Genomic DNA, 20,793 nt, shown 5'->3' with positions numbered 1-20,793 from the left:
CGTTTTCACCGCCCTGACTAAATTGGGTTACTTCCGTGCCAGCGCCTGGTTGAGTGACCAGAGTTCACGGCGCTCCTCGGCGTTCAGACCTTTGGTCCGCTCACGCGCGATAAGCTCTTCCTGGCGCTGCTCCAGCGCCGAATCGTACATGCTGGCCAGCGAATCCTTGAACATGGTTTCGACTTCTTCATCTACCACCATGTGGTTCCAGGTAGCCAGCGTTTCAAGGTGCTGGCTAAAATTTGTTCCGCGATATAACTCTAGTAGCTGTCCGGTGGTCAGGCCAGGATGAGAAGTGCAAGTAGTCACTAACTCAACAAAAAGTGGCAGACCGGCCATTTTTGACTGCTCCAGACCTTGCAACGATGGCACCATAGCGGCAAGTTGCGGATTCTGTACCAGCAGTCCAATAAGTATACGCATGGTTGTGCGTTTTAGCTGGGGCGCCAGCGTCGGGACGCCATTTTCCGCTTTTTTTGGCAACAACTTTTCCAGTTGGTTGTCGTCCAGAATGCCTAAATTTTTGCCCAGTTCCTGACGCATATAAATGCGCAAGGTTTCCCCGGGGATCTGACTAATCAGCGGCAGCGCCAGGGTACTGAGTCGCGCACGGCCATCACGCGACGATAAATCTACCTGCGGCATCAGCGAGTCGAATAAGAAGGTGGAGAGCGGCATTGCCTGCTCCATCCGCGCTTCAAACGCTGCTTTACCTTCCTTACGCACCAGCGTATCCGGGTCTTCACCGTCCGGCAGGAACATAAAGCGTAGCTGACGACCGTCGGTCATGTAAGGTAATGCTGTCTCTAATGCACGCCATGCAGCTTCGCGACCAGCACGATCGCCGTCATAACAACAAATTACATTATCGGTCGAACGGAAAAGAAGTTGAATATGATCGGCAGTTGTTGCGGTGCCAAGCGAGGCTACAGCATAATCGATGCCAAATTGCGCCAGCGCCACCACATCCATATAACCTTCCACAACCAACAAACGTGCAGGTTCTGGATGGTTTCTATGTGCTTCATACAGGCCATAAAGCTGACGGCCTTTGTGAAAAATTTCCGTTTCCGGCGAGTTGAGGTATTTCGGCATACCATCGCCTAATACACGCCCGCCAAAGCCGATTACCCGTCCGCGTTTATCGTGAATTGGAAACATCACGCGCTCACGGAAGCGGTCATAACTGCGACCTTTGTCGTTGGTCACCAGCATGCCGGCATCAATCAGCGACTGACGATTCTCTTCGTCGCGGCCAAAGCGTTTTAATACGTTGTCCCAGCCTGGCGGGGCAAAGCCAATCGCAAACTGCTTAATAATTTCAGCACTCAGTCCGCGTTGCGCCAGGTAGTCACGGGCCGTTGCGGCGTTATCCTGTGGTAAGGCTTGTTGATAGAAGCTGCTTAAGCCTTCCATTAACTGATACAGGCTTTGACGCTGATGACGCTCCAGCTGACTTGGGCCGCTACCGGCTTCATAGGGAACTTCCAGCCCATATACAGTGGCAAGTTCTTCAATGCTCTCAACAAATTCCAGACGATCGTAGTTCATCAGGAAATCAATCGCATTGCCGTGTGCGCCACAGCCGAAGCAGTGATAAAATTGTTTTTCACCATTTACGGTGAATGAAGGGGTTTTCTCGTTATGAAAAGGACAGCACGCGTGATAATTCTTACCCTGCTTTTTTAGCTTCACGCGCGCATCGATAAGATCCACGATGTCCGTGCGAGCCAGTAAGTCATTGATAAATACCCGTGGAATACGTCCAGCCATAAGCCCCGCTTGTTCTGCCTATAAAATGATTCAGCTCATAAACGAGAACAAGCCGCGCATTCCTTTCGGAAAGCACGGCCTCTTATAATGACTCTGTCTGCGTGTCTATCTGCGTGTACTACGCGCGGCGGAGGCGAGCCTCCGGAAGAAATTAGTACAGACGAGTGCGGCGTGCGTTTTCGCGAGCCAGTTTCTTCGCGTGGCGTTTCACTGCTGAAGCTTTAGCGCGCTTACGTTCGGTCGTTGGTTTTTCGTAAAACTCACGACGACGAACTTCAGCCAGAACGCCTGCTTTCTCACAAGAACGCTTGAAGCGACGTAATGCTACGTCGAATGGCTCGTTTTCACGTACTTTAATTACCGGCATGTAACTCTCACCTCGATAAATTCGGTTTTTGCGGCTGGCGTCGGTGCCAGCTAATTTCAAAATGGTGCGGAATATTACTCCAACATAAGCTGCGTTGTAAAGCACCATAAGCAAATGACACCAACAGAAGCGCCTGTGCGGCTGCCGGCTTTTTTCAGGGGGCTGATTATACATCAATCAATTTGCCGCCGGGGGAATATTTTACCTTTTCTGGCGGTTTAGTGAGCGGTTAGCCGTCAAAATAGCCGCAGGCGAAGGGGGGGTTATGCTAAACTGCGCGCCGCGACAAAGAGGTAAACAATTGATGCGTGTACTGGGAATTGAAACATCCTGCGATGAAACCGGCATCGCGATTTATGATGATATCAGCGGTCTGCTGGCTAACCAGCTGTATAGTCAGGTAAAACTGCATGCGGATTACGGCGGCGTGGTGCCTGAACTGGCATCGCGCGATCATGTGCGTAAAACCGTGCCGCTGATTCAGGCGGCATTAAAAGAGGCCGGGCTGACGGCGCAGGATATTGATGGCGTCGCCTATACCGCAGGACCTGGCCTGGTTGGCGCGCTGCTGGTGGGAGCCACTATTGGTCGCTCACTGGCTTTTGCCTGGGATGTGCCAGCGGTACCGGTACACCATATGGAAGGCCATCTGCTGGCGCCGATGCTGGAAGATAATCCACCGGCGTTCCCGTTTGTGGCGCTGCTGGTCTCTGGTGGTCATACCCAGCTGATTAGCGTCACCGGTATCGGTGAATACCGCTTACTTGGCGAATCGATTGACGATGCCGCCGGTGAGGCCTTTGATAAAACCGCCAAACTGTTAGGGCTGGATTATCCGGGGGGACCGATGCTGTCGAAAATGGCGCAGCAGGGGCAGGCGGGACGGTTTACCTTTCCACGGCCGATGACCGACCGTCCGGGGATGGATTTCAGCTTCTCCGGTCTGAAAACCTTTGCGGCTAACACCATTCGTGAAAATAGCGCTGATCAGCAGACACATGCCGATATTGCACGTGCCTTCGAAGATGCGGTGGTTGATACGCTGGCGATTAAATGCAAGCGTGCACTGGAGCACACGGGGTATCAGCGTCTGGTGATTGCTGGCGGCGTCAGCGCCAACCGGACTTTGCGCAGCAAGCTGGCGGAGATGATGCAGACGCGTGGCGGCGAGGTATTTTATGCGCGCCCGGCGTTTTGTACCGATAACGGCGCCATGATTGCTTATGCCGGAATGGTTCGCCTGAAAGGCGGCACCCGTGGTGATCTCAGTGTTAGCGTGCGGCCGCGCTGGCCGCTGGCCGAGTTGCCCGCCATCGCCGGTTAACCTGCAGGCAAAAAAATCCGCATTATGCGGATTTTTTGTTTTTACGTTTTTTCTTCCAGATTCGGTTTTCCTGCCCGCGCCACAGGCGCTGAATATTGTCGTGATGACGCAACAATATCAGGCAGGAGAGCATCGCCACCGGAAAGGTGAACTGCGGTTTAAACCACCAGACGTAAAACGGCGCAATCAGCGCGCTGACAATCGCGCCAAGCGAGGAGTAACCGCTGAGCAGTACGGTAAGTAGCCAGGTGCCGGTCATCAGGCCGGTTAAATCCCAGCCGATCGGCGCAATTGCCCCGAGGGCAGTTGCCACCCCTTTACCGCCTTTAAAACGGAAGAATACCGGATAGATATGGCCGAGGCAGGCAGCGATGCCGGTCAGTCCCAGCCAGACCGGTGAGACGCCGAGAAAGTAAGCCAGCCAAACCGGCAACATTCCCTTCAGTACATCAAACACCAGTACGGTTGCGGCTGCGCCTTTGCCACCGATGCGCAGTACATTGGTGGCGCCGGGATTACCGGAACCGCTTTGGCGCGGATCGGGCAGACCTGCGAGACGGCACACCAGGATCGCGCTGGAAATGGAGCCGCAAAGATACGCGAAAATGATCATACCAGGCGCGATTGCACTCATAACAACGTTCCGTTCCGTAAAGGTCGTTTTATTCTCATCATCTGTGGATAATACGCATAAACCGCCGGAAGTGGTATCCGGCTAACGCAAAAACAGAGAGCGTCATCATGGATATCGTATTTATTGAGCAACTTACCGTGGTCACCACCATTGGAGTTTATGACTGGGAACAGACCATTCAGCAGAAGTTAGTGTTCGATGTCGAAATGGCATGGGATAACCGTAAAGCAGCGGCCAGCGATGACGTGAACGACTGTCTGAGCTATGCCGATGTGTCAGAGGCGATTATTTCACATGTTGCTAACGGCAAGTTTGCGCTGGTAGAACGTGTGGCTGAAGAAGTGGCTTCATTACTGTTGTCACGTTTCGCTACCCCCTGGGTGCGGATAAAAGTCAGCAAACCCGGAGCGGTGGCGCAGGCGGCGCAGGTGGGGGTTTTAATTGAGCGCGGGACTAATCTGAAATAAACCCAATGTGATTGCCATCACAATGAAACCAAACCACATTATGTTGTGTCAAAAGCCGGCTTACAAACGTGGTTGGCGTATTTTTCTGGCGGTAGCCCATGTAGCGACCGCCTTTTTAATGGTTTAAAAATTTAGGGTAGAGGGCATTTGATGGCAGATATTCATCAGCTTTGGGTGGCGGCAATCCTCGGGATTGTTGAGGGGCTTACTGAGTTTCTTCCAGTATCATCCACCGGTCATATGATCATTGTCGGCCATCTGTTGGGTTTTGAAGGTCAGAAAGCTGAGACCTTTGAGGTGGTGATTCAGCTGGGTTCCATTCTGGCGGTGGTCGTGATGTTCTGGCGCCGACTGTTTGGCCTGATTGGTATTCACTTCGGTGAAGTGAAGCATGAAGGCAGCGGTAGCGGTCATCTGACGCTGATTCACATTTTGTTGGGGATGGTTCCGGCCGTAGTGATTGGCCTGGTCCTGCATGATCAAATCAAATCGCTGTTTAACCCAGTCAACGTGATGTATGCGCTGGTGGTCGGCGGTGTGCTGCTGCTGGCGGCCGAATTCCTCAAGCCAAAGAAGCCGAAGGCGGAAGGGATTGATGATATTACTTATCGTCAGGCCTTTATTATCGGCTGCTTCCAGTGTCTGGCGTTATGGCCGGGCTTCTCGCGTTCCGGTGCCACTATCTCCGGCGGGATGCTGATGGGCGTCAGTCGTTATGCCGCGTCAGAGTTCTCTTTTATGCTGGCTGTGCCGATGATGATGGGCGCCACGGTTCTGGACCTGTATAAGAGCAGGGGCTTCCTGAGCCTGGCCGACTTCCCGATGTTTGCCGTCGGTTTTGTCACCGCCTTTATCGTGGCGCTGATTGCGATTAAAACCTTCCTGCATATTATCAAACGTATTTCGTTTGTGCCTTTTGCCATCTACCGCTTTATTATCGCGGCAGTGGTTTATATGCTGTTTGTCTGAGTGAGTTTGCCGGGGCCGGCATCGCGCTGGCCCCTATATTGCCTGCCACGCCTCTAACGCCGCAACTCTTCGGCGCGTTAATTCTTCTCGTACCGCCGGCCCGGTAAACCCTGCCGCGACTACTGCTTTCGTCGGGACACTTAATGCTACCTGAAACGCTGCCCGCAGGTAGTCACCCTGTGGATAAGGGTTGTTCTCAAAACCGCTACGTCCACGCGCATCGGCTTCACTGGTGATGGCAATCTGCTCGACGCGATGCGGCTTGCGCCAGGCATCAATACGGTCAAATAGCTGGATTAGCGTTTCCGCCTGATGGCGCTGCACGCCATGCACCAGGTCGTGGAACTCGGCGACCAGCATTGCCAGATCGCGCGCGCTATTGGGGACTCTTAATCGCTGGCATAACCCGACAACCAGCGGGACGCCGGCAGGGCCATGTCCATGATGGCTGGGCCATTTCTCCCGTGGCGTGAGCGCCTTGCCGACATCATGGCACAGGGTGGCAAAGCGGATATCAACTTCCGGGCTGAGCCTGGCGGCGATCGCCAGCGTCATCAGCGTATGCACGCCGGTATCGATCTCCGGATGCCACTTCGCCGGTGCCGGTACGCCATACAGATTATCGATTTCCGGGAAAAGTACCGCCAGCGCCTGGCAGTCGCGCAATACCTGGAAATAGACTTGCGGATTGGGCGACTGCAGGGCATTTTCCGTCTCTTTCCATACCCGTTCCGCGGTTAACTCGGCCAGCTCGCCGCTTGTGGCCATCTGTTGCATTAACGCCATTGTTTCATCGGCAATGCGAAAACCGAGATGGGCAAAACGCGCGGCAAAACGCGCCACGCGCAGCACGCGCAGCGGATCTTCATTAAATGCCGCAGAGACATGGCGCAGCAGGCGCCGTTGGATATCCTCGCGGCCACCGTAAGGATCGATATATTCGCCATGCTCGTCACGCGCAATCGCGTTAATCGTCAGATCGCGACGCATTAAATCTTGTTCAAGGGTGACATCAGCGGCAAAGTCAGTGACAAAGCCGGTGTAGCCTTTGCCTGACTTACGTTCAGTACGCGCCAGCGCATACTCTTCACGGCTTGCCGGATGCAAAAAGACCGGGAAATCACGGCCCACCTGCTGATAACCCTGATCCAGCATGGTCTGCGGGGTGGCGCCGACCACTACCCAGTCTTTGTCTTTGATCGGCAGCTTAAGCAGTCCATCGCGTACTGCGCCACCGACAAGGTAAGTTTTCACTAACAGCTCTCCAGAACGCTTTGGTCGCGAAATTCGGGGAATGAAAATCAATTAGCGTAATTGTCGCACAAAGGAGGGGAAATGCGGGCACGAAAAAAGCATTGCCATGCGGGCGGCATAAATGCTGTGACCACCGGTAGGGTAACGCATTGATACGGGCAGCATAAATGCCGCCCGTACCACGGGGGCAAACCATCAATTCATCCAGCGATCGCTCTTCTTGCGGCGCGGGATCATATGCGGCAGCAACAGGCCCAGCAGCAGGCCAACGCCCGCGACGCCACCACCATACATAAACCACTGCATAATAATGGTGCGTTGTTTATCATCCAGCTGCACATTGGCGGCATTCACTTTCTTCTGCGCTACCACCAATTGATTTTTCAGCTTCTGATTCTCATCTTTCAGCCCGTTGATCACGCTATCGCTGCCGGTGACTTTCTTCTGCATATCGGCAGTGCGTTGATTCCAGCTGCTATCAATATTAGCCAGCTTATCGGTCAGATCTTTCACCTGTTTTTCTAACTCCGGCACCCGGGTGCGCAGGCTTGGCTGCGCACTCAGTTGCGCCAGAGGGATCCAGGTGGTGCGGCCATTGGCATCGCGAATCTGACCATATTTAGTATTGTCGTTAGTCTGCAGCAGCGTGACTTCTTCACCTGCATTCACACTACCTATCAGCCGATAGTCGTCACCTGGACCACTGCGAACCCAGGTGGAGAGTTCGTCAGAAATATAACGTTTCTCTTCAGCGTGAGCAGAAAGTGCGATGGTAAAAGTGAGTAAAGTCAGGCCAATAAGCTGTGATTTCTTCATTAAATCTCTTTTTTGCATAATGTCCGGGAAAGTAAAGGCACAGTCTGGAGAGGCTCTGCAAAAATCTGAATGAGAACTTTCCTGGTCTCAGAGAGGTGCAGATACGCTCGCGAAAATGTAAGAAAGCCGAGACAGCGGCGGTTTTTCTGCATTACTCTTCACTCTTAACTATCTGCTTAATCTCATCTGCCTGTGCCGGTGAGTCTTTGAATAAGAAATTATGACCATCGAAATCGAACTAAAGTTCATTGTGTTGCCCGAAGCGGCGACAAAACTTGCCACTCAGCTGGCTGGCTGGCCGCATCAGCACACCCCTGCGCTGGCGCTGACCAACATCTATTTCGAAACCGCAGACAACCAGTTACGTCGCTGGGATATGGGGCTGCGCATCCGTGGATGTGGCGAACGCTATGAAATGACGTTAAAAACCGCCGGACAAAGCATTGGCGGCCTGCATCAGCGACCGGAATATAATATCGACCTGGCGCAGCCGGAACTTAATCTCCAGTTGCTGCCGGCCGATGTCTGGCCTGCCGGTTGCGATGTCGCCGCGCTGCAGCAGCAGCTTAGCGCGCTGTTCAGCACCCATTTTCAGCGTGAGAAATGGCTGGTGAGCTATCACAACAGTGAAATCGAAGTGGCGTTTGACCAGGGCGAAATCACGGCAGCTGAGCTAAGCGAGCCTCTCTATGAAATCGAGCTGGAACTGAAAAGCGGCGAACGCAATGACCTGCTGGCGTTTGCTGCTGAACTGGCCAAAATGGGCGGTTTGCGCCTTGGCAGCCTGAGCAAAGCCGCGCGCGGTTATGCTCTGGCGCAGGGAAAACCGCAGCAGGCGTTACGTCCGGTGCCGGTAATGCACGTAAAGCCGAAAGCCACGGTAGAAGAGGGGATGCGTGCGGCCTTTATGCTGGCACTGAGCCAGTGGCAGTACCACGAAGAGCTGTGGTTGCACGGCCATTCTGCGGCGCAAGCAGCGGTACAGGAAGCGCTGGAAACGCTGCGCCAGGCATTTTCGTTGTTTGGCACGCTGGTACCGCGCAAGGCCAGCAGCGAATTGCGTCAGAACCTTACCGCGCTGGAAGAGGCGCTGATGGATGCGTCTGCCGATGCGCAACACCTCTGTTACAGCACTCTCTGGTTGGATACCCAGTTAGCGCTTACTAACTGGCTGGCAACGGAGCGCTGGCGCCTGTTTATTGATGCCAAAGCGGATGCCAGATTGCAGGGTTCCTTTAAACGTTTTGCCGACATTATGCTGGGACGTATTGCCGCCGATCTGAAAGAGACGTTTGCCCATGTCCACCATTCCGGTGAGTATCAGGATAAGGCGACCCGTCTGGCACGTCAGTTGTTAGCGGTGCATCTGTTAGCCGGTGCTTACAATAGCACGGCGGTAAATGCATGGATTGGCAGCTGGCAGCAGTTGCTGCAGGCGATCCGCGATGGCCAGGAGAGCTGGCTGGACGCCCATTGTCGTCAGGCGCTGAAGCAACCGGCATTCTGGATGAATGGCAGCGTAAAAGAGCGTCCGGCAAGCGAATAACCCCGCACTGCCACCGGTAGCGTGGCTGATATTGACGAAACAGGTTTCAGGGAGAGTTTATGTTGCCATTGTTATCACAACCGTTGCCCGCGTTGTTGCTGGATCAAGCCGCTAAATGCTGTGAACGCCTGGCTTTGCCGCTCACGGAAGTTAGCACGCAGCAACAGGCGGTGCTGGCGTTCAGTGATTTCATCAGCGAAAACCTGGCGATGCATCCGCAATGGTGGCTGCAGTTGCAGCAGTCAGCCCCGGAGCCGGGTGAGTGGCAACACTATGCGCAGTGGCTGGATGTGCAACTGGCGGCAGTGAGCGATGAAACTACCCTGATGCGTGAGCTGCGGCTGTTTCGTCGTCATATGCTGGTGCGCATTGCCTGGATGCAGACGCTGGCGATTAGCACCACCGAACAATCATTGCAGCAGCTAAGCGTGCTGGCTGAGACCCTGATTATCACCGCGCGCGACTGGTTGTATCAGGCCTGCTGTCGCGATTTTGGCACCCCGTGCAATGCACAGGGCGAACCACAGCCCCTGCTGATTTTAGGCATGGGCAAACTCGGCGGCGGCGAGCTGAATTTCTCCTCCGATATCGACCTGATCTTCTCTTATCCGGAAAATGGCAGTACACGCGGCGGCCGGCGTGAACTGGACAATGCGCAGTTCTTTACCCGCCTCGGCCAGCGGCTGATTAAAGTCCTCGATCAACCCACCGTTGATGGTTTTGTCTACCGGGTGGATATGCGTTTACGGCCGTTTGGCGACAGCGGTCCGCTGGTGCTGAGCTTTGCGGCGCTGGAGGATTATTATCAGGAGCAGGGGCGCGACTGGGAGCGCTATGCGATGGTAAAAGCGCGCCTGATGGGGGGGGCTGATGACCGCTGGAGCCAGGAACTGCACCAGATGCTGCGCCCGTTTGTCTTTCGCCGTTATATCGATTTCAGCGTGATTCAGTCGCTGCGCAATATGAAAAGCATGATTGCGCGCGAGGTGCGTCGGCGCGGCCTGACCGACAATATTAAGCTGGGTGCCGGCGGTATCCGCGAAACCGAATTTATCGTTCAGGTGTTTCAACTGATCCGCGGTGGACGTGAGCGCTCGCTACAGCTGCGTTCCTTGCTGCCAACGCTACAGTCGATTGGCGCATTGAATCTGTTATCGGCGTCGCAGCTGAGTCAGCTGCATAATGGCTACCTGTTTTTACGCCGGCTGGAGAACCTGTTGCAAAGTATCGCCGATGAGCAGACCCAGACCTTGCCGGTTGATGAGCTGAACCGTGCACGTCTGGCATGGGCGATGGGATATGCTGACTGGCAGGCGTTGCATGCCGAACTGGATCGCCATATGGCGGCAGTTCGGGCGATTTTTGATGAGTTAATTGGCGATGACACGCCGGACATTGATGAGCAGCAGGACGCCGCCGACTACGGCGTATTATGGCAGGACACGCTGGATGAAGCTGAACTGGCGCCGCTGGTGCCGCATCTGGATGATATTGGCCGACACAGTCTGCTGCGGGAAATTAACGATTTTCGTCATGATGTTGATAAGCGTACTATCGGGCCGCGCGGACGTCAGGCGCTGGACCAGCTGATGCCACGCTTGCTGAGTGAGGTCTGCCCGCGCGATGATGCGGCGATTACCCTCAGCCGTTTAACTCCGTTGTTGCTCGGCGTGGTGACCCGCAGTACCTATCTGGAACTGCTGACGGAATTCCACGGTGCGCTGAAACATTTGATCCGCCTGTGCGCCGCCTCGCCAATGCTGGCCAGCCAGCTGGCGCGCCATCCGCTGTTGCTTGACGAACTGCTGGATCCGGCCACCCTCTATCAGCCCACCGCTACTGACGCCTATCGTGATGAGTTGCGCCAGTATCTGCTGCGTATTCCCGAGGATGATGAGGAGCAGCAGCTGGAAGCACTGCGCCAGTTTAAACAGGCACAGCATCTGCGTATCGCGGCGGCGGATATCGCCGAAACCCTGCCGGTGATGAAAGTCAGCGATCATCTGACCTGGCTGGCCGAGGCAATTATCGAATCGGTGGTGCAGCAGGCGTGGAACCTGATGGTACAACGTTATGGCCTGCCTTCGCACCTGACGCACGAAGGTGAACGCGGCTTTGCGGTGGTTGGGTATGGCAAGCTGGGCGGTTGGGAGCTGGGATACAGTTCCGATCTGGATTTGGTGTTTCTGCACGACTGCCCGGTTGATGCTGTCACCGTCGGTGAGCGCAGCATTGATGGCCGGCAGTTTTATCTGCGTCTGGCGCAGCGGGTGATGCATCTGTTTAGCACTCGTACCTCTTCCGGTATTTTATATGAGGTAGATGCCCGTCTGCGCCCGTCCGGCGCCGCCGGCATGCTGGTCAGCACCTTCGACGCCTTTGATGATTATCAGCGCAATGAGGCCTGGACCTGGGAACATCAGGCGCTGGTGCGGGCGCGTATTGTCTATGGCGAGGCGGATCTCAGCCGACGCTTTGATGATATCCGCCGCGGGATTCTCTGCCTGCCGCGCGATGCGCAACAGCTGAAAACCGAGGTGCGTGAAATGCGGGAAAAGATGCGCGCGCATCTTGGCAATAAGCATAAAGGGCGCTGGGATATCAAAGCCGATGCCGGTGGCATTACGGATATTGAATTCATTACGCAATATCTTGTCTTACGCTATGCTTCGGAACAGCCGAAGTTAACGCGCTGGTCAGATAATGTGCGCATCCTCGAGTTGCTGTCCAGTTACCACAAGATGGATGAGGCGGAAGCGAAAGCGCTGACTGCCGCTTATGTCACTTTGCGGGATGAGCTGCATCATCTGGCGTTACAGGCGCTGCCGGGGCATGTCGATGATGAGGCTTTCCCCGAAGCGCGCCAGCAGGTTACCGCCAGCTGGCAGCGTTGGTTTGAGAACCCGCAGGGATAGACCGTGTTTTTCGCAACTATGTTATTATCCCGCGCAATATTTTTCCGCAGTCTGGAGTGTCAGGAATGAAAGTAACACTGCCCGATTTTAGCCGTGCAGGCGTGCTGGTGGTTGGTGATGTGATGTTGGATCGTTACTGGTATGGCCCGACCAGCCGTATTTCACCGGAAGCGCCGGTGCCGGTAGTCAAAGTTGATAACGTGGAAGAGCGTCCGGGCGGCGCAGCTAACGTGGCAATGAACATTGCTTCGCTGGGAGCGGGATCGCGCCTGGTGGGGCTGACCGGAGTGGATGACGCGGCGCGCGCGCTGAGCGCTTCCCTGAGTAATGTCAATGTGCAGTGCGATTTTGTCGCGGTGCCGACCCATCCGACCATCACCAAATTACGTATCCTTTCACGTAATCAGCAGCTGATTCGCCTCGATTTCGAAGAGGGATTTGAAGGCGTGGATCCGCAACCGATCCATCAGCGCATTAGCGCGGCGTTACCGCATATTGGTGCGCTGGTGCTGTCTGATTATGCCAAAGGCGCGCTGGCCAGCGTTGAGGTGATGATCAAACTGGCGCGCGCGGCGAACGTGCCGGTGCTGGTGGATCCGAAAGGGACCGATTTTGCCCGTTACCGTGGCGCCACTCTGCTGACGCCGAACCTGTCAGAGTTTGAAGCGGTGGTGGGTAAGTGCCGGGATGAGGCGCAGATTGTCGAACGCGGTATGCAGCTGATTGCTGATTTTGAGCTGTCGGCGCTGCTGGTCACGCGTTCCGAGAATGGCATGACCCTGCTGCAACCGGGCAAACAACCGCTGCATTTGCCAACCCAGGCGCAGGAAGTGTTTGATGTTACCGGTGCCGGCGATACGGTGATTGGCGTACTGGCTGCTACCCTGGCGGCAGGTGATTCGCTGGAAGAGGCCTGTTTTATGGCCAATGCCGCTGCCGGTGTCGTCGTGGGTAAACTCGGTACTTCAACTGTCAGCACAGTGGAACTGGAAAATGCCATTCATGCCCGCCCGGAAACCGGCTTTGGGGTGATGGATGAAGTACAGCTGAAACATGCGGTTGAACAGGCGCGTAAACGCGGCGAAAAAGTGGTCATGACCAACGGTTGTTTCGACATTCTGCATGCCGGACACGTTTCTTATCTCGCCAATGCGCGCAAGCTGGGCGACCGTCTGATTGTCGCGGTAAACAGCGATGCATCAACCAAACGCCTGAAAGGGGAGAGTCGCCCGGTGAATCCGCTGATCAATCGTATGATCGTGCTGGGCGCGCTGGAAGCGGTGGACTGGGTGGTGCCTTTTGAAGAGGACACGCCGCAGCGTTTAATCGCTGAGGTATTGCCTGACCTGCTGGTAAAAGGCGGCGATTACAAGCCGGAAGATATCGCCGGCAGCAAAGAAGTATGGGCGAACGGCGGTGAAGTTCGCGTCCTGAACTTTGAAGATGGCATCTCGACCAGCAATATCATCAAAACCATTCGCGCAGCGAAAAGCTGAGCTTAGTGGGACGGGCCACGCCCGTCCCCTTCCACGTTTTACTGCGGATCTTCGGTCTTAATCACTTCTTTTGGCACAGTTTCGCTGGCGCGGCTTTCCAGCACCGCCAGGCGTTGCTCCAGTGCAGCCAGTTTTTCCCGCGTACGTAACAGCACCTGGGTCTGGACGTCAAACTCTTCCCGATTTACCAGATCCATGCGCGTCAGCTGTGCCTGTAGTACCTGACGAATTTTCTTTTCAACGTCGTCGCCAAACTCACGAATACCTTTCGGCATTGATTCATGAACCTGTCGGGCAAGTTGTTCAATTTTTTTCGGGTCAATCATGGCGGTTTCCTGGTCACAACAAGTATCTGCTAAGTGTAATGCCTGAACCGAAAAGGATAAACCTGAAAACAGCGATAGCTGTCTGTGCGGGCGGTATTAAACCCTTGCTTGCGGGGATGGCGGTGTTTGCGGGCTTGCTGCGCGGCGAATTATGCAGCGTATTCAGCAGCATTTTGCATAACAATTTGCCGTTTTTGTTCGTTGCTCTGATTTTTTATTGGCGCTATAGTGAGTGTGCTTATTCTCAGGGCGGGGCGAAATTCCCCACCGGCGGTAAATCAGCTTACGCTGAAAGCCCGCGAGCGCTTCAGGCCGCCAGGCCCGAAGGTCAGCAGACCCGGTGTAATTCCGGGGCCGACGGTTAGAGTCCGGATGGGAGAGAGTAACGACATTTGTCGGGCGAAAGCCCGGCACGCGTTATTTTTTGTCACAGCATGACACTCCTCAAGATCGCCCTGATTCTGGTAACCCATACATTTAATAAGGTTTATTTACCATGAATCAGACGCTACTTTCTGAATTTGGCACGCCGGAACAGCGTGTAGAACGTGCAATCGCAGCGCTGCGTGAAGGTCGCGGCATAATGGTCCTCGACGATGAAGATCGTGAAAACGAAGGTGATATGATCTTCGCTGCAGAAACCATGACGGTTGAACAAATGGCCCTAACCATTCGCTACGGCAGCGGGATTGTCTGTCTCTGCCTGACCGAAGAACGTCGCCAGCAGTTGGATCTGCCGATGATGGTGGAAAACAACACCAGCGCTTACGGCACCGGCTTTACCGTCACCATTGAGGCGGCAAAAGGCGTGACCACCGGCGTCTCGGCTGCAGACCGCCTGACCACCATTAAGACCGCTATCGCCGATAATGCCCGGCCTTCCGACTTAAACCGTCCGGGCCACGTATTCCCGTTGCGCGCCCATCCTGGCGGCGTGCTGTCACGTGGTGGTCATACCGAAGCGACCATTGATCTGGTGACGCTGGCAGGATTTAAACCGGCCGGTGTGTTGTGCGAACTGACCAATGATGATGGTTCAATGGCACATGCGCCGGAAGTGGTGGCATTTGCGAAGCAGCAAAATATGCATGTCGTCACTATCGAAGATCTGGTGGCTTATCGCCGCAACCGTTAAGCGCGGGCAGAACGACGTTAGCAGGCCGGTGCGGGTAATCGCAGCGGCCTTTTTTCTGGCCAGGATAAACTTCAGCCATCTCTGTGACGCAGGATATATCAAATTTATTGAATATCTTCGTCATCGTTATCCGGGTTCATCTGCCAGGCAAAGAGCGTAATGTAACTGACATCAACCATAACACTCTTTCCGGGGATGAAGATGAGTCAAACACGTATGCCGGCTCTTTTCCTGGGTCACGGCAGCCCAATGAACGTGCTGGAAGAAAATATCTATACCGAAAGCTGGCGCAAACTGGGTGAGACCCTGCCGCGCCCAAAAGCGATTGTCGCGGTTTCTGCCCACTGGTATACCCGTGGCACAGCGGTGACGGCAATGGAAAAGCCGCGCACCATTCATGATTTTGGTGGCTTTCCACAGGCACTGTTTGATACGCATTATCCTGCCCCCGGGTCGCCGGCATTAGCGCGGCAGATTGCGGAACTGCTGTCACCGGTTGATGTGCATCTCGACCAGGAGTGGGGTTTCGATCACGGCTCATGGGGCGTGCTAATCAAAATGTACCCGCAAGCGGATATTCCGTTGGTACAGCTGAGCGTTGATGGCACTAAACCTGCCGCGTATCATTTTGAGCTGGGCCGCAAACTGGCCGCATTGCGTGAACAAGGGGTGATGATTGTCGCCAGCGGCAATGTGGTGCATAACCTGCGTATGGTGAAATGGCAGGGGGCGGCGGATGCGTATCCATGGGCGGAATCATTTAATCAGTATGTGCGTGACAATCTGAGCTGGCAGGGGCCGACAGAACAGCACCCGCTGGTGAACTTTATGAACCACGAAGGGGCTGCCTTATCGAATCCGACACCGGAACACTATCTGCCACTGCTGTACGTGTTAGGTGCCAGAGCGCAGGATGAGGCGGTATCAATCCCGGTCGATGGGATTGAGATGGCATCATTAAGTATGTTGTCCGTGCAGGTCGGTTAAAACGAGCCGCAGGGAGTCATTAATGGCTCCCTTTGTCTGATGCAGATCTATTCCACAAATGCATGTGGATAGAAGCGTGACAGATCCTGAGTGATCAGCGCACGATCCTCACGCAAACCAATCCCTGCAGGTTGATCGTCAATCAGCCAACTGCCAATCAGTGTATAACTGTCACCAAACTTCGGTAACGGGTGGAACTGCTGCACAATCATCCCCTCTTCACCGTAAGGCCCGTCGACACGCGCAATTTCCTGGCCATTTTCGACAATGCGAATATTAGCGCCTTCGCGGGAAAACAGCGGTTTCACCACGTATTTATCCATGGCCGGCACATTATCTTCGGCGAAGTAAGCAGGCAGCAGATTGGGGTGGTTCGGGAACATTTGCCACAGCAGCGGCAGCAGCGCTTTATTCGAGATAATACTTTTCCAGCCCGGCTCCAGCCAGCGTACGCCAGCATCTTCCAGTTTGGTTGAGAACATCTCGCGCAGCATAAACTCCCACGGATAGAGCTTAAACAGGTTACTAATCACCTGATCGTTAATATCGGTAAACTGCCCCTTTTCACCGAGACCAATTTCATCAATATAGAGAAATTCGACCGGCAGACCGGCTTCGGTGGCGCAATCCTGCAGATACTGAACGGTGCCGCGATCTTCATCGGTATCACGGCAGCAGGCAAAGTGCAGCCAGCTAAATCCGTGCTGCTGATGCAGTGCGGCGAAGCGTTCAATCAGCTTCTCCTGCAGGCTGTTAAACTGATCGCTGCCCACCGCAAGCTGGCCGGCCTTCAGCTGATCTTCCAGCCAGATCCACTGGAAAAACGCCGCTTCATACAGAGAGGTTGGCGTGTCGGCATTATTTTCCAGCAGTTTGGCATCACCCTGACCATCCCACGCCAGATCGAGGCGAGAATAGAGGGAGGGTTGCGACGTTTTCCATGAGTGGCGCACAAAATCCCAGGTGTGCTTCGGGATGCGGAATTTGGTCAACAGCTCTTCGCTGTTGACCACTTTATCCACCACCTGCAGACACATCTGATGCAGTTCACGGGTGGTATCTTCCAGATAATCGATTTGCGCCAGGGTAAACTGATAGTAAGCGTCTTCACACCAGTACGGCTCACCGTGCATGGTATGAAAACGGAAACCGTACTCTGTCGCTTTCTCGCGCCAGTCAGGCCGTTCGCTTATAGCAATACGCTTCATCAGGCTGATTAGCCTCCGTAAGTGCGGCTGGAGCCGGAAGCGGCGCCGCTGCTGCGCTGCATACTGGTTTGCTTCATCACCGTCTCACCGAAGCCACCGCGCGTTACCGTGCTGGTGGTGGCCGGTTTCGGCGCCAGTGCGGTTTTCGGTACCGTCATGGTGCGGCCTGGTGTCGCCGCGCCATAGTTACGACCGGCAGCATCGACAAAGTTGCCGTTGGCCGGACTGCCAGGCGCGCGTGAGGTAAACAGCGGTTGCGATGCGCCGCCACCCATCATCCGCCCCATCATATAACCCGCCATCAGCGGCATCCAGAAGCTACCGCTCTGCTGGGCTTCGGCATTGTTGGTGGTGCCGACACCCGCCTGTGCTGGCGCCTGCTGACACTGGCTTTCACCAAATTCAGCAACACAATCTTCGCGCGTGGCATATTTCGGCGCGGTTTTTTCCGCTTCCTTCAGCGCGCTGTTATAGGCAGTGGTGCACTGCGCACTCTGACCCGGATTCGCTTTCGAACAGTCATCCGCATTTTGATACATGGAGACGGTTTCGTCTGACTGCTCACAGCCCGCTAACATAAACACTGCAGTAACGGCCAGCGCAACTGGCGTTAAATGACGTGCGCTCCAACTCTTACGGAAGGAGGCATAATTAATTTGTTTAGTCCGTTTCATAACCATCTGTCCTGTGCCCAAAGGTAGGGCATAGAATAGGGTAAGAGTGGTGGAATTTGAAGCGATCAGGGCGGTCGGAACGGGGATCTTTACTTAGCTATACGTTTGATTGTGAAAGGGGCAGTGGATTACTGCCCCTGAAACTACTTACTGGCCGAATGGGTTGGCTGAAGAACGGGCAGAGGTGCGCTTCGCCGCCGGCGTTGCTGCTGTAGCCTGAGTCGACTTGCTGCCGTTATCGGCTGCGGCATCCTGCTGCGGATTTTCTGGCGCCACGCTGTCTGGCGTGGTGGAGATATCCTTCCCTAAACGGTTGTTCAGCGCGGTCAGATCCTGCTCATTCAGCGTACCGAGCGCAGATTTAATATTCAGCTCGTTAATCATGTAATTATAACGGGCATCAGACAGCTGCTGCTTGGCATTGTACAGCGTGGTCGTCGCATCCAGCACATCAACGATGGTACGCGTACCCACCTGATAACCCGCTTCCATCGCATCCAGTGAACTCTGAGCTGACACCACTGCCTGTTTGTAGGCATTGATGCTGCTGATAGAGGCGTTCACATTGTTAAATGATGAGCGCACGGTTTGCACCGTGGAGCGATGCGCGCTTTCCAGCTGTTCGCTGGCGCTGACAAAAGAATACTGCGCCTGCTTCACCTGTGAAGTGACCGATCCGCCACTGTACAGCGGCAGAGTAAAGCTCAGACCAACCTGGTTGCTACCGGTAATGCTGTCGGTAGTGGAGCTACTCTGGCCGGCACGACTACCGCCATATTTGTTGTTAGACAGGCCGGATGAGGCCGTCAAGTCCAGAGTTGGCATATGGCCGGTTTCGGCGGAGCGAATCTGCTCACGTGCCAGATCCTGTGACAGGCGCGCGGATAACAGGCTCAGGTTACGGCTTTCTGCCTCTTTCAGCAGGGCGTTCACCGGCTGCGGTCGCTCAGTTTTAAAGCTGTCGATATTCAGCGAAGCCAGTGACGGGTAGTAATTACCGGTCACCTGCCGCAGCGTTTCCACCGCATTATCCAGATTGTTACGGGCAGTGACCTCACTCGCCAGCACGCTGTCGTACTCGGAGCGGGCGTTCTGCACATCGGTGATCGCCACTAAACCAACGTTAAAACGTTGCGTGGTCTGATCCAACTGGCGGTAGATCGACTGTTTCTGCGCTTCAGTATAAGAGAGCGAGTCAATGGCGCGTAACACATTGAAATAGGCCGTCGCGGTGTTCAGCATCAGCGTCTGCTGCGCAGTCTGATAGGTGACATCCTGAATACCGGCAGTTTTTTCCTGCAACGTCAGCGCGCGCCATTTCGACATATCAAACAGCGTCTGGGTAAGCTGCAGCGTGCCGCTGGTGGTATTAGAGTGCACACCACTGCTGTCGCGATAGCCGTTGTTATAGGTATAATCTGCGCCTAAACCGAGTTGTGGTAACAGTGGGCTGCGCGCTTCATTAATTTTTTCGAATGCAGCATCTCGGTCAGCAGCCGAGCTACGAAGGTCAGGGTTAGTGATGCGTGCCTGCTGATAGATTTGCAACAGGTTCTCTGCCTGACTTGCAACGCTGAAGCCACCCAGGCTCAGGCCGATAAGTAATGGGAGCAGTTTCTTCATTTGCATTCCTTGTAGTGCAGCAATATTGCTATGGTAGCGCTGACATAAGTCAAAAAATAATCGCCGATTCTAGCAGAGTCTGCCGTGGGGATAAGTTGGCTGAACGTGCCATCTTTCCTTAATTTACGTAAATAATTCAGAAAGAACCATACTTCTGCAAGATTGAGATTTATCGACCTCAGTTTTGCTCCCGGATGACGAAGGAGGCGTGACGATGACCAGCGAAAAAAAATACCCTGTGACTTTCACAAAAAACGATGTAGAAATTATTGCACGTGACGCACTATACCGCGGTTTTTTTTCATTAGAACGTTATCGCTTCCGCCATCGTCTGTTTAATGGCGAAATGAGCGGCGTCGTGCAGCGCGAAATTTTAGAGCGTGGTCATGCTGCGGTGCTGCTACCCTATGATCCAATCCGTGATGAAGTGGTGTTGATCGAACAGATCCGCATCGCTGCCTTTGATACCAGCCCGACCCCCTGGCTGATGGAGATGGTGGCCGGTATTATAGAGCCGGGGGAAAGTGTTGAAGACGTGGCGCGGCGTGAAGCGGTCGAAGAAGCCGGCGTCATCGTCGGACGACTGAAGCCGGTACTAAACTATCTTGCCAGTCCCGGCGGCACCAGTGAGCGTTTATTCATCATGGTAGGCGAAGTGGATGCCAGCGCGGCAAAGGGATGCCACGGTCTGGAGGAAGAGAATGAGGATATTCTGGTCCATGTGGTAAGCCGTGAACAGGCCTATCAGTGGGTAGAAGAGGGTAAAATAGATAACGCGGCCTCTGTCATCGCCCTGCAATGGCTGGAGCTGCACCATAAGAAACTACGCGAAGAGTGGGATTCGAAATGACCAAGCGCTACATTCCTGATTTTCCCGAAATGATGCGCCTGTGCGAGACCAATTTCGCGCAGCTGCGTCGCTTACTGCCGCGCAACGATGAAGCGGGTGAAGCGGTGACTTATCAGGTCAAGAGCGCCAGCTATAGCATCACTATTCTGGAGTCAACGCGCTACACCACGCTGGTGGAAATTAAGCAAACCGTGCCGGCCGTAAGTTACTGGAGCCTGCCGTCAATGTCTGTCAGGCTTTATCATGACGCGATGGTTGCGGAAGTGTGTTCGACGCAGCAGATCTATCGCTTTAAAGCACGTTATGATTATCCCAATAAGAAGTTGCATCAACGTGACGAAAAGCATCAAATAAACCAGTTCCTTGCTGACTGGTTGCGCTACTGTTTAGCGCATGGCGCGATGGCTGTACCAGCCTGTTAACCGTGCG

Annotated in this window: 19 protein-coding genes and 1 riboswitch; of the genes, 10 read left to right on the top strand and 9 right to left on the bottom strand. The window is 54.4% G+C overall.

Features of this window, described 5'->3' with window-relative positions:
- Positions 1–27: 27 nt before the first annotated feature.
- Positions 28–1,773 carry a DNA primase gene (dnaG, locus tag JWF83_RS01340; RefSeq protein ID WP_413648099.1) on the bottom strand — a complete coding sequence of 582 codons (1,746 nt, stop codon included), beginning with the start codon at positions 1,771–1,773 and terminating at the stop codon, positions 28–30.
- Between the two features lie 151 nt (positions 1,774–1,924).
- Positions 1,925–2,140, bottom strand: coding sequence for a 30S ribosomal protein S21 (gene rpsU / locus JWF83_RS01335; RefSeq protein WP_001144069.1), 216 nt, complete (start codon positions 2,138–2,140; stop codon positions 1,925–1,927).
- 304 nt (positions 2,141–2,444) lie between these two features.
- Between rpsU and tsaD the strand changes: the two genes are divergently transcribed.
- On the top strand, positions 2,445–3,464 hold the full coding sequence (gene tsaD, locus JWF83_RS01330; RefSeq protein ID WP_413648098.1) for a tRNA (adenosine(37)-N6)-threonylcarbamoyltransferase complex transferase subunit TsaD: 1,020 nt from the start codon (positions 2,445–2,447) through the stop codon (positions 3,462–3,464).
- 22 nt (positions 3,465–3,486) lie between these two features.
- On the opposite strand, the gene plsY is transcribed toward tsaD, so the two are convergent.
- Positions 3,487–4,098: a glycerol-3-phosphate 1-O-acyltransferase PlsY gene (gene plsY, locus JWF83_RS01325; RefSeq protein WP_413648097.1), complete on the bottom strand. Its 612-nt coding sequence runs from the start codon at positions 4,096–4,098 to the stop codon at positions 3,487–3,489.
- Between the two features lie 107 nt (positions 4,099–4,205).
- Here plsY and folB point away from each other — a divergent pair, with 107 nt between their 5' ends.
- Together folB and bacA are read left to right on the top strand one after the other, a co-directional pair.
- A complete protein-coding gene (gene folB / locus JWF83_RS01320) occupies positions 4,206–4,565 on the top strand; it encodes a bifunctional dihydroneopterin aldolase/7,8-dihydroneopterin epimerase (protein ID WP_413648096.1) in 360 nt (119 codons plus the stop codon).
- A gap of 150 nt (positions 4,566–4,715) precedes the next feature.
- Complete coding sequence (gene bacA / locus JWF83_RS01315) at positions 4,716–5,534, top strand: undecaprenyl-diphosphate phosphatase (protein ID WP_413648095.1); 819 nt, start codon at positions 4,716–4,718, stop codon at positions 5,532–5,534.
- A gap of 33 nt (positions 5,535–5,567) precedes the next feature.
- On the opposite strand, the gene JWF83_RS01310 is transcribed toward bacA, so the two are convergent.
- Both JWF83_RS01310 and JWF83_RS01305 read right to left on the bottom strand, forming a co-directional pair.
- Complete coding sequence (locus tag JWF83_RS01310) at positions 5,568–6,788, bottom strand: multifunctional CCA addition/repair protein (protein WP_413648094.1); 1,221 nt, start codon at positions 6,786–6,788, stop codon at positions 5,568–5,570.
- Positions 6,789–6,983: 195 nt separating this feature from the next.
- Positions 6,984–7,604, bottom strand: a complete 621-nt coding sequence (locus JWF83_RS01305; protein WP_413648093.1) for a TIGR04211 family SH3 domain-containing protein — start codon at positions 7,602–7,604, stop codon at positions 6,984–6,986.
- A gap of 220 nt (positions 7,605–7,824) precedes the next feature.
- On the opposite strand from JWF83_RS01305, the gene JWF83_RS01300 reads away from it, so the two are divergent.
- The 3 genes from JWF83_RS01300 (at position 7,825) to hldE (ending at position 13,561) form a co-directional block, all read left to right on the top strand.
- The gene (locus JWF83_RS01300; RefSeq protein WP_413648092.1) at positions 7,825–9,150 is read left to right on the top strand and encodes an inorganic triphosphatase; all 1,326 of its coding nucleotides are present in this window, start codon (positions 7,825–7,827) and stop codon (positions 9,148–9,150) included.
- Positions 9,151–9,209: 59 nt separating this feature from the next.
- Positions 9,210–12,065, top strand: coding sequence for a bifunctional [glutamate--ammonia ligase]-adenylyl-L-tyrosine phosphorylase/[glutamate--ammonia-ligase] adenylyltransferase (gene glnE / locus JWF83_RS01295; protein WP_413648091.1), 2,856 nt, complete (start codon positions 9,210–9,212; stop codon positions 12,063–12,065).
- A gap of 65 nt (positions 12,066–12,130) precedes the next feature.
- A complete protein-coding gene (hldE, locus tag JWF83_RS01290) occupies positions 12,131–13,561 on the top strand; it encodes a bifunctional D-glycero-beta-D-manno-heptose-7-phosphate kinase/D-glycero-beta-D-manno-heptose 1-phosphate adenylyltransferase HldE (RefSeq protein WP_413648090.1) in 1,431 nt (476 codons plus the stop codon).
- Positions 13,562–13,599: 38 nt separating this feature from the next.
- Here hldE and ubiK read toward each other — a convergent pair whose 3' ends face one another.
- On the bottom strand, positions 13,600–13,887 hold the full coding sequence (gene ubiK, locus JWF83_RS01285) for a ubiquinone biosynthesis accessory factor UbiK (protein WP_413648089.1): 288 nt from the start codon (positions 13,885–13,887) through the stop codon (positions 13,600–13,602).
- Positions 13,888–14,123: 236 nt separating this feature from the next.
- A riboswitch (FMN riboswitch) is annotated at positions 14,124–14,275 on the top strand.
- Positions 14,276–14,383: 108 nt separating this feature from the next.
- On the opposite strand from ubiK, the gene ribB reads away from it, so the two are divergent.
- On the top strand, positions 14,384–15,022 hold the full coding sequence (ribB, locus tag JWF83_RS01280; RefSeq protein ID WP_413648088.1) for a 3,4-dihydroxy-2-butanone-4-phosphate synthase: 639 nt from the start codon (positions 14,384–14,386) through the stop codon (positions 15,020–15,022).
- Between the two features lie 201 nt (positions 15,023–15,223).
- Positions 15,224–16,009: a 4,5-DOPA dioxygenase extradiol gene (gene ygiD / locus JWF83_RS01275; protein WP_413648087.1), complete on the top strand. Its 786-nt coding sequence runs from the start codon at positions 15,224–15,226 to the stop codon at positions 16,007–16,009.
- A 47-nt stretch (positions 16,010–16,056) separates the two neighbouring features.
- Here the strand turns inward: ygiD and JWF83_RS01270 are convergent, their stop codons facing one another.
- The 3 genes from JWF83_RS01270 to tolC all read right to left on the bottom strand — a co-directional run bounded on the left by JWF83_RS01270 (position 16,057) and on the right by tolC (position 19,514).
- Positions 16,057–17,217, bottom strand: coding sequence for a glutathionylspermidine synthase family protein (locus JWF83_RS01270; protein ID WP_413648086.1), 1,161 nt, complete (start codon positions 17,215–17,217; stop codon positions 16,057–16,059).
- 8 nt (positions 17,218–17,225) lie between these two features.
- Entirely contained in the window at positions 17,226–17,891 is a 666-nt protein-coding gene (locus JWF83_RS01265) for a DUF1190 family protein (RefSeq protein WP_413648085.1), read from the bottom strand.
- Positions 17,892–18,038: 147 nt separating this feature from the next.
- The gene (gene tolC / locus JWF83_RS01260) at positions 18,039–19,514 is read right to left on the bottom strand and encodes an outer membrane channel protein TolC (protein ID WP_413648084.1); all 1,476 of its coding nucleotides are present in this window, start codon (positions 19,512–19,514) and stop codon (positions 18,039–18,041) included.
- 214 nt (positions 19,515–19,728) lie between these two features.
- Here tolC and nudF point away from each other — a divergent pair, with 214 nt between their 5' ends.
- A complete protein-coding gene (gene nudF, locus JWF83_RS01255; protein WP_413648083.1) occupies positions 19,729–20,364 on the top strand; it encodes an ADP-ribose diphosphatase in 636 nt (211 codons plus the stop codon).
- On the top strand, positions 20,361–20,786 hold the full coding sequence (locus tag JWF83_RS01250) for a DUF1249 family protein (protein WP_413648082.1): 426 nt from the start codon (positions 20,361–20,363) through the stop codon (positions 20,784–20,786). Before nudF ends, JWF83_RS01250 begins: the two co-directional genes overlap by 4 nt.
- The last annotated feature ends 7 nt before the right edge of the window (positions 20,787–20,793 follow it).

This window comes from Pantoea sp. B65 (genome assembly GCF_047308185.1).
GTDB lineage: Bacteria > Pseudomonadota > Gammaproteobacteria > Enterobacterales > Enterobacteriaceae > Erwinia.
This window is presented reverse-complemented; position numbering and strand designations above follow the sequence as displayed.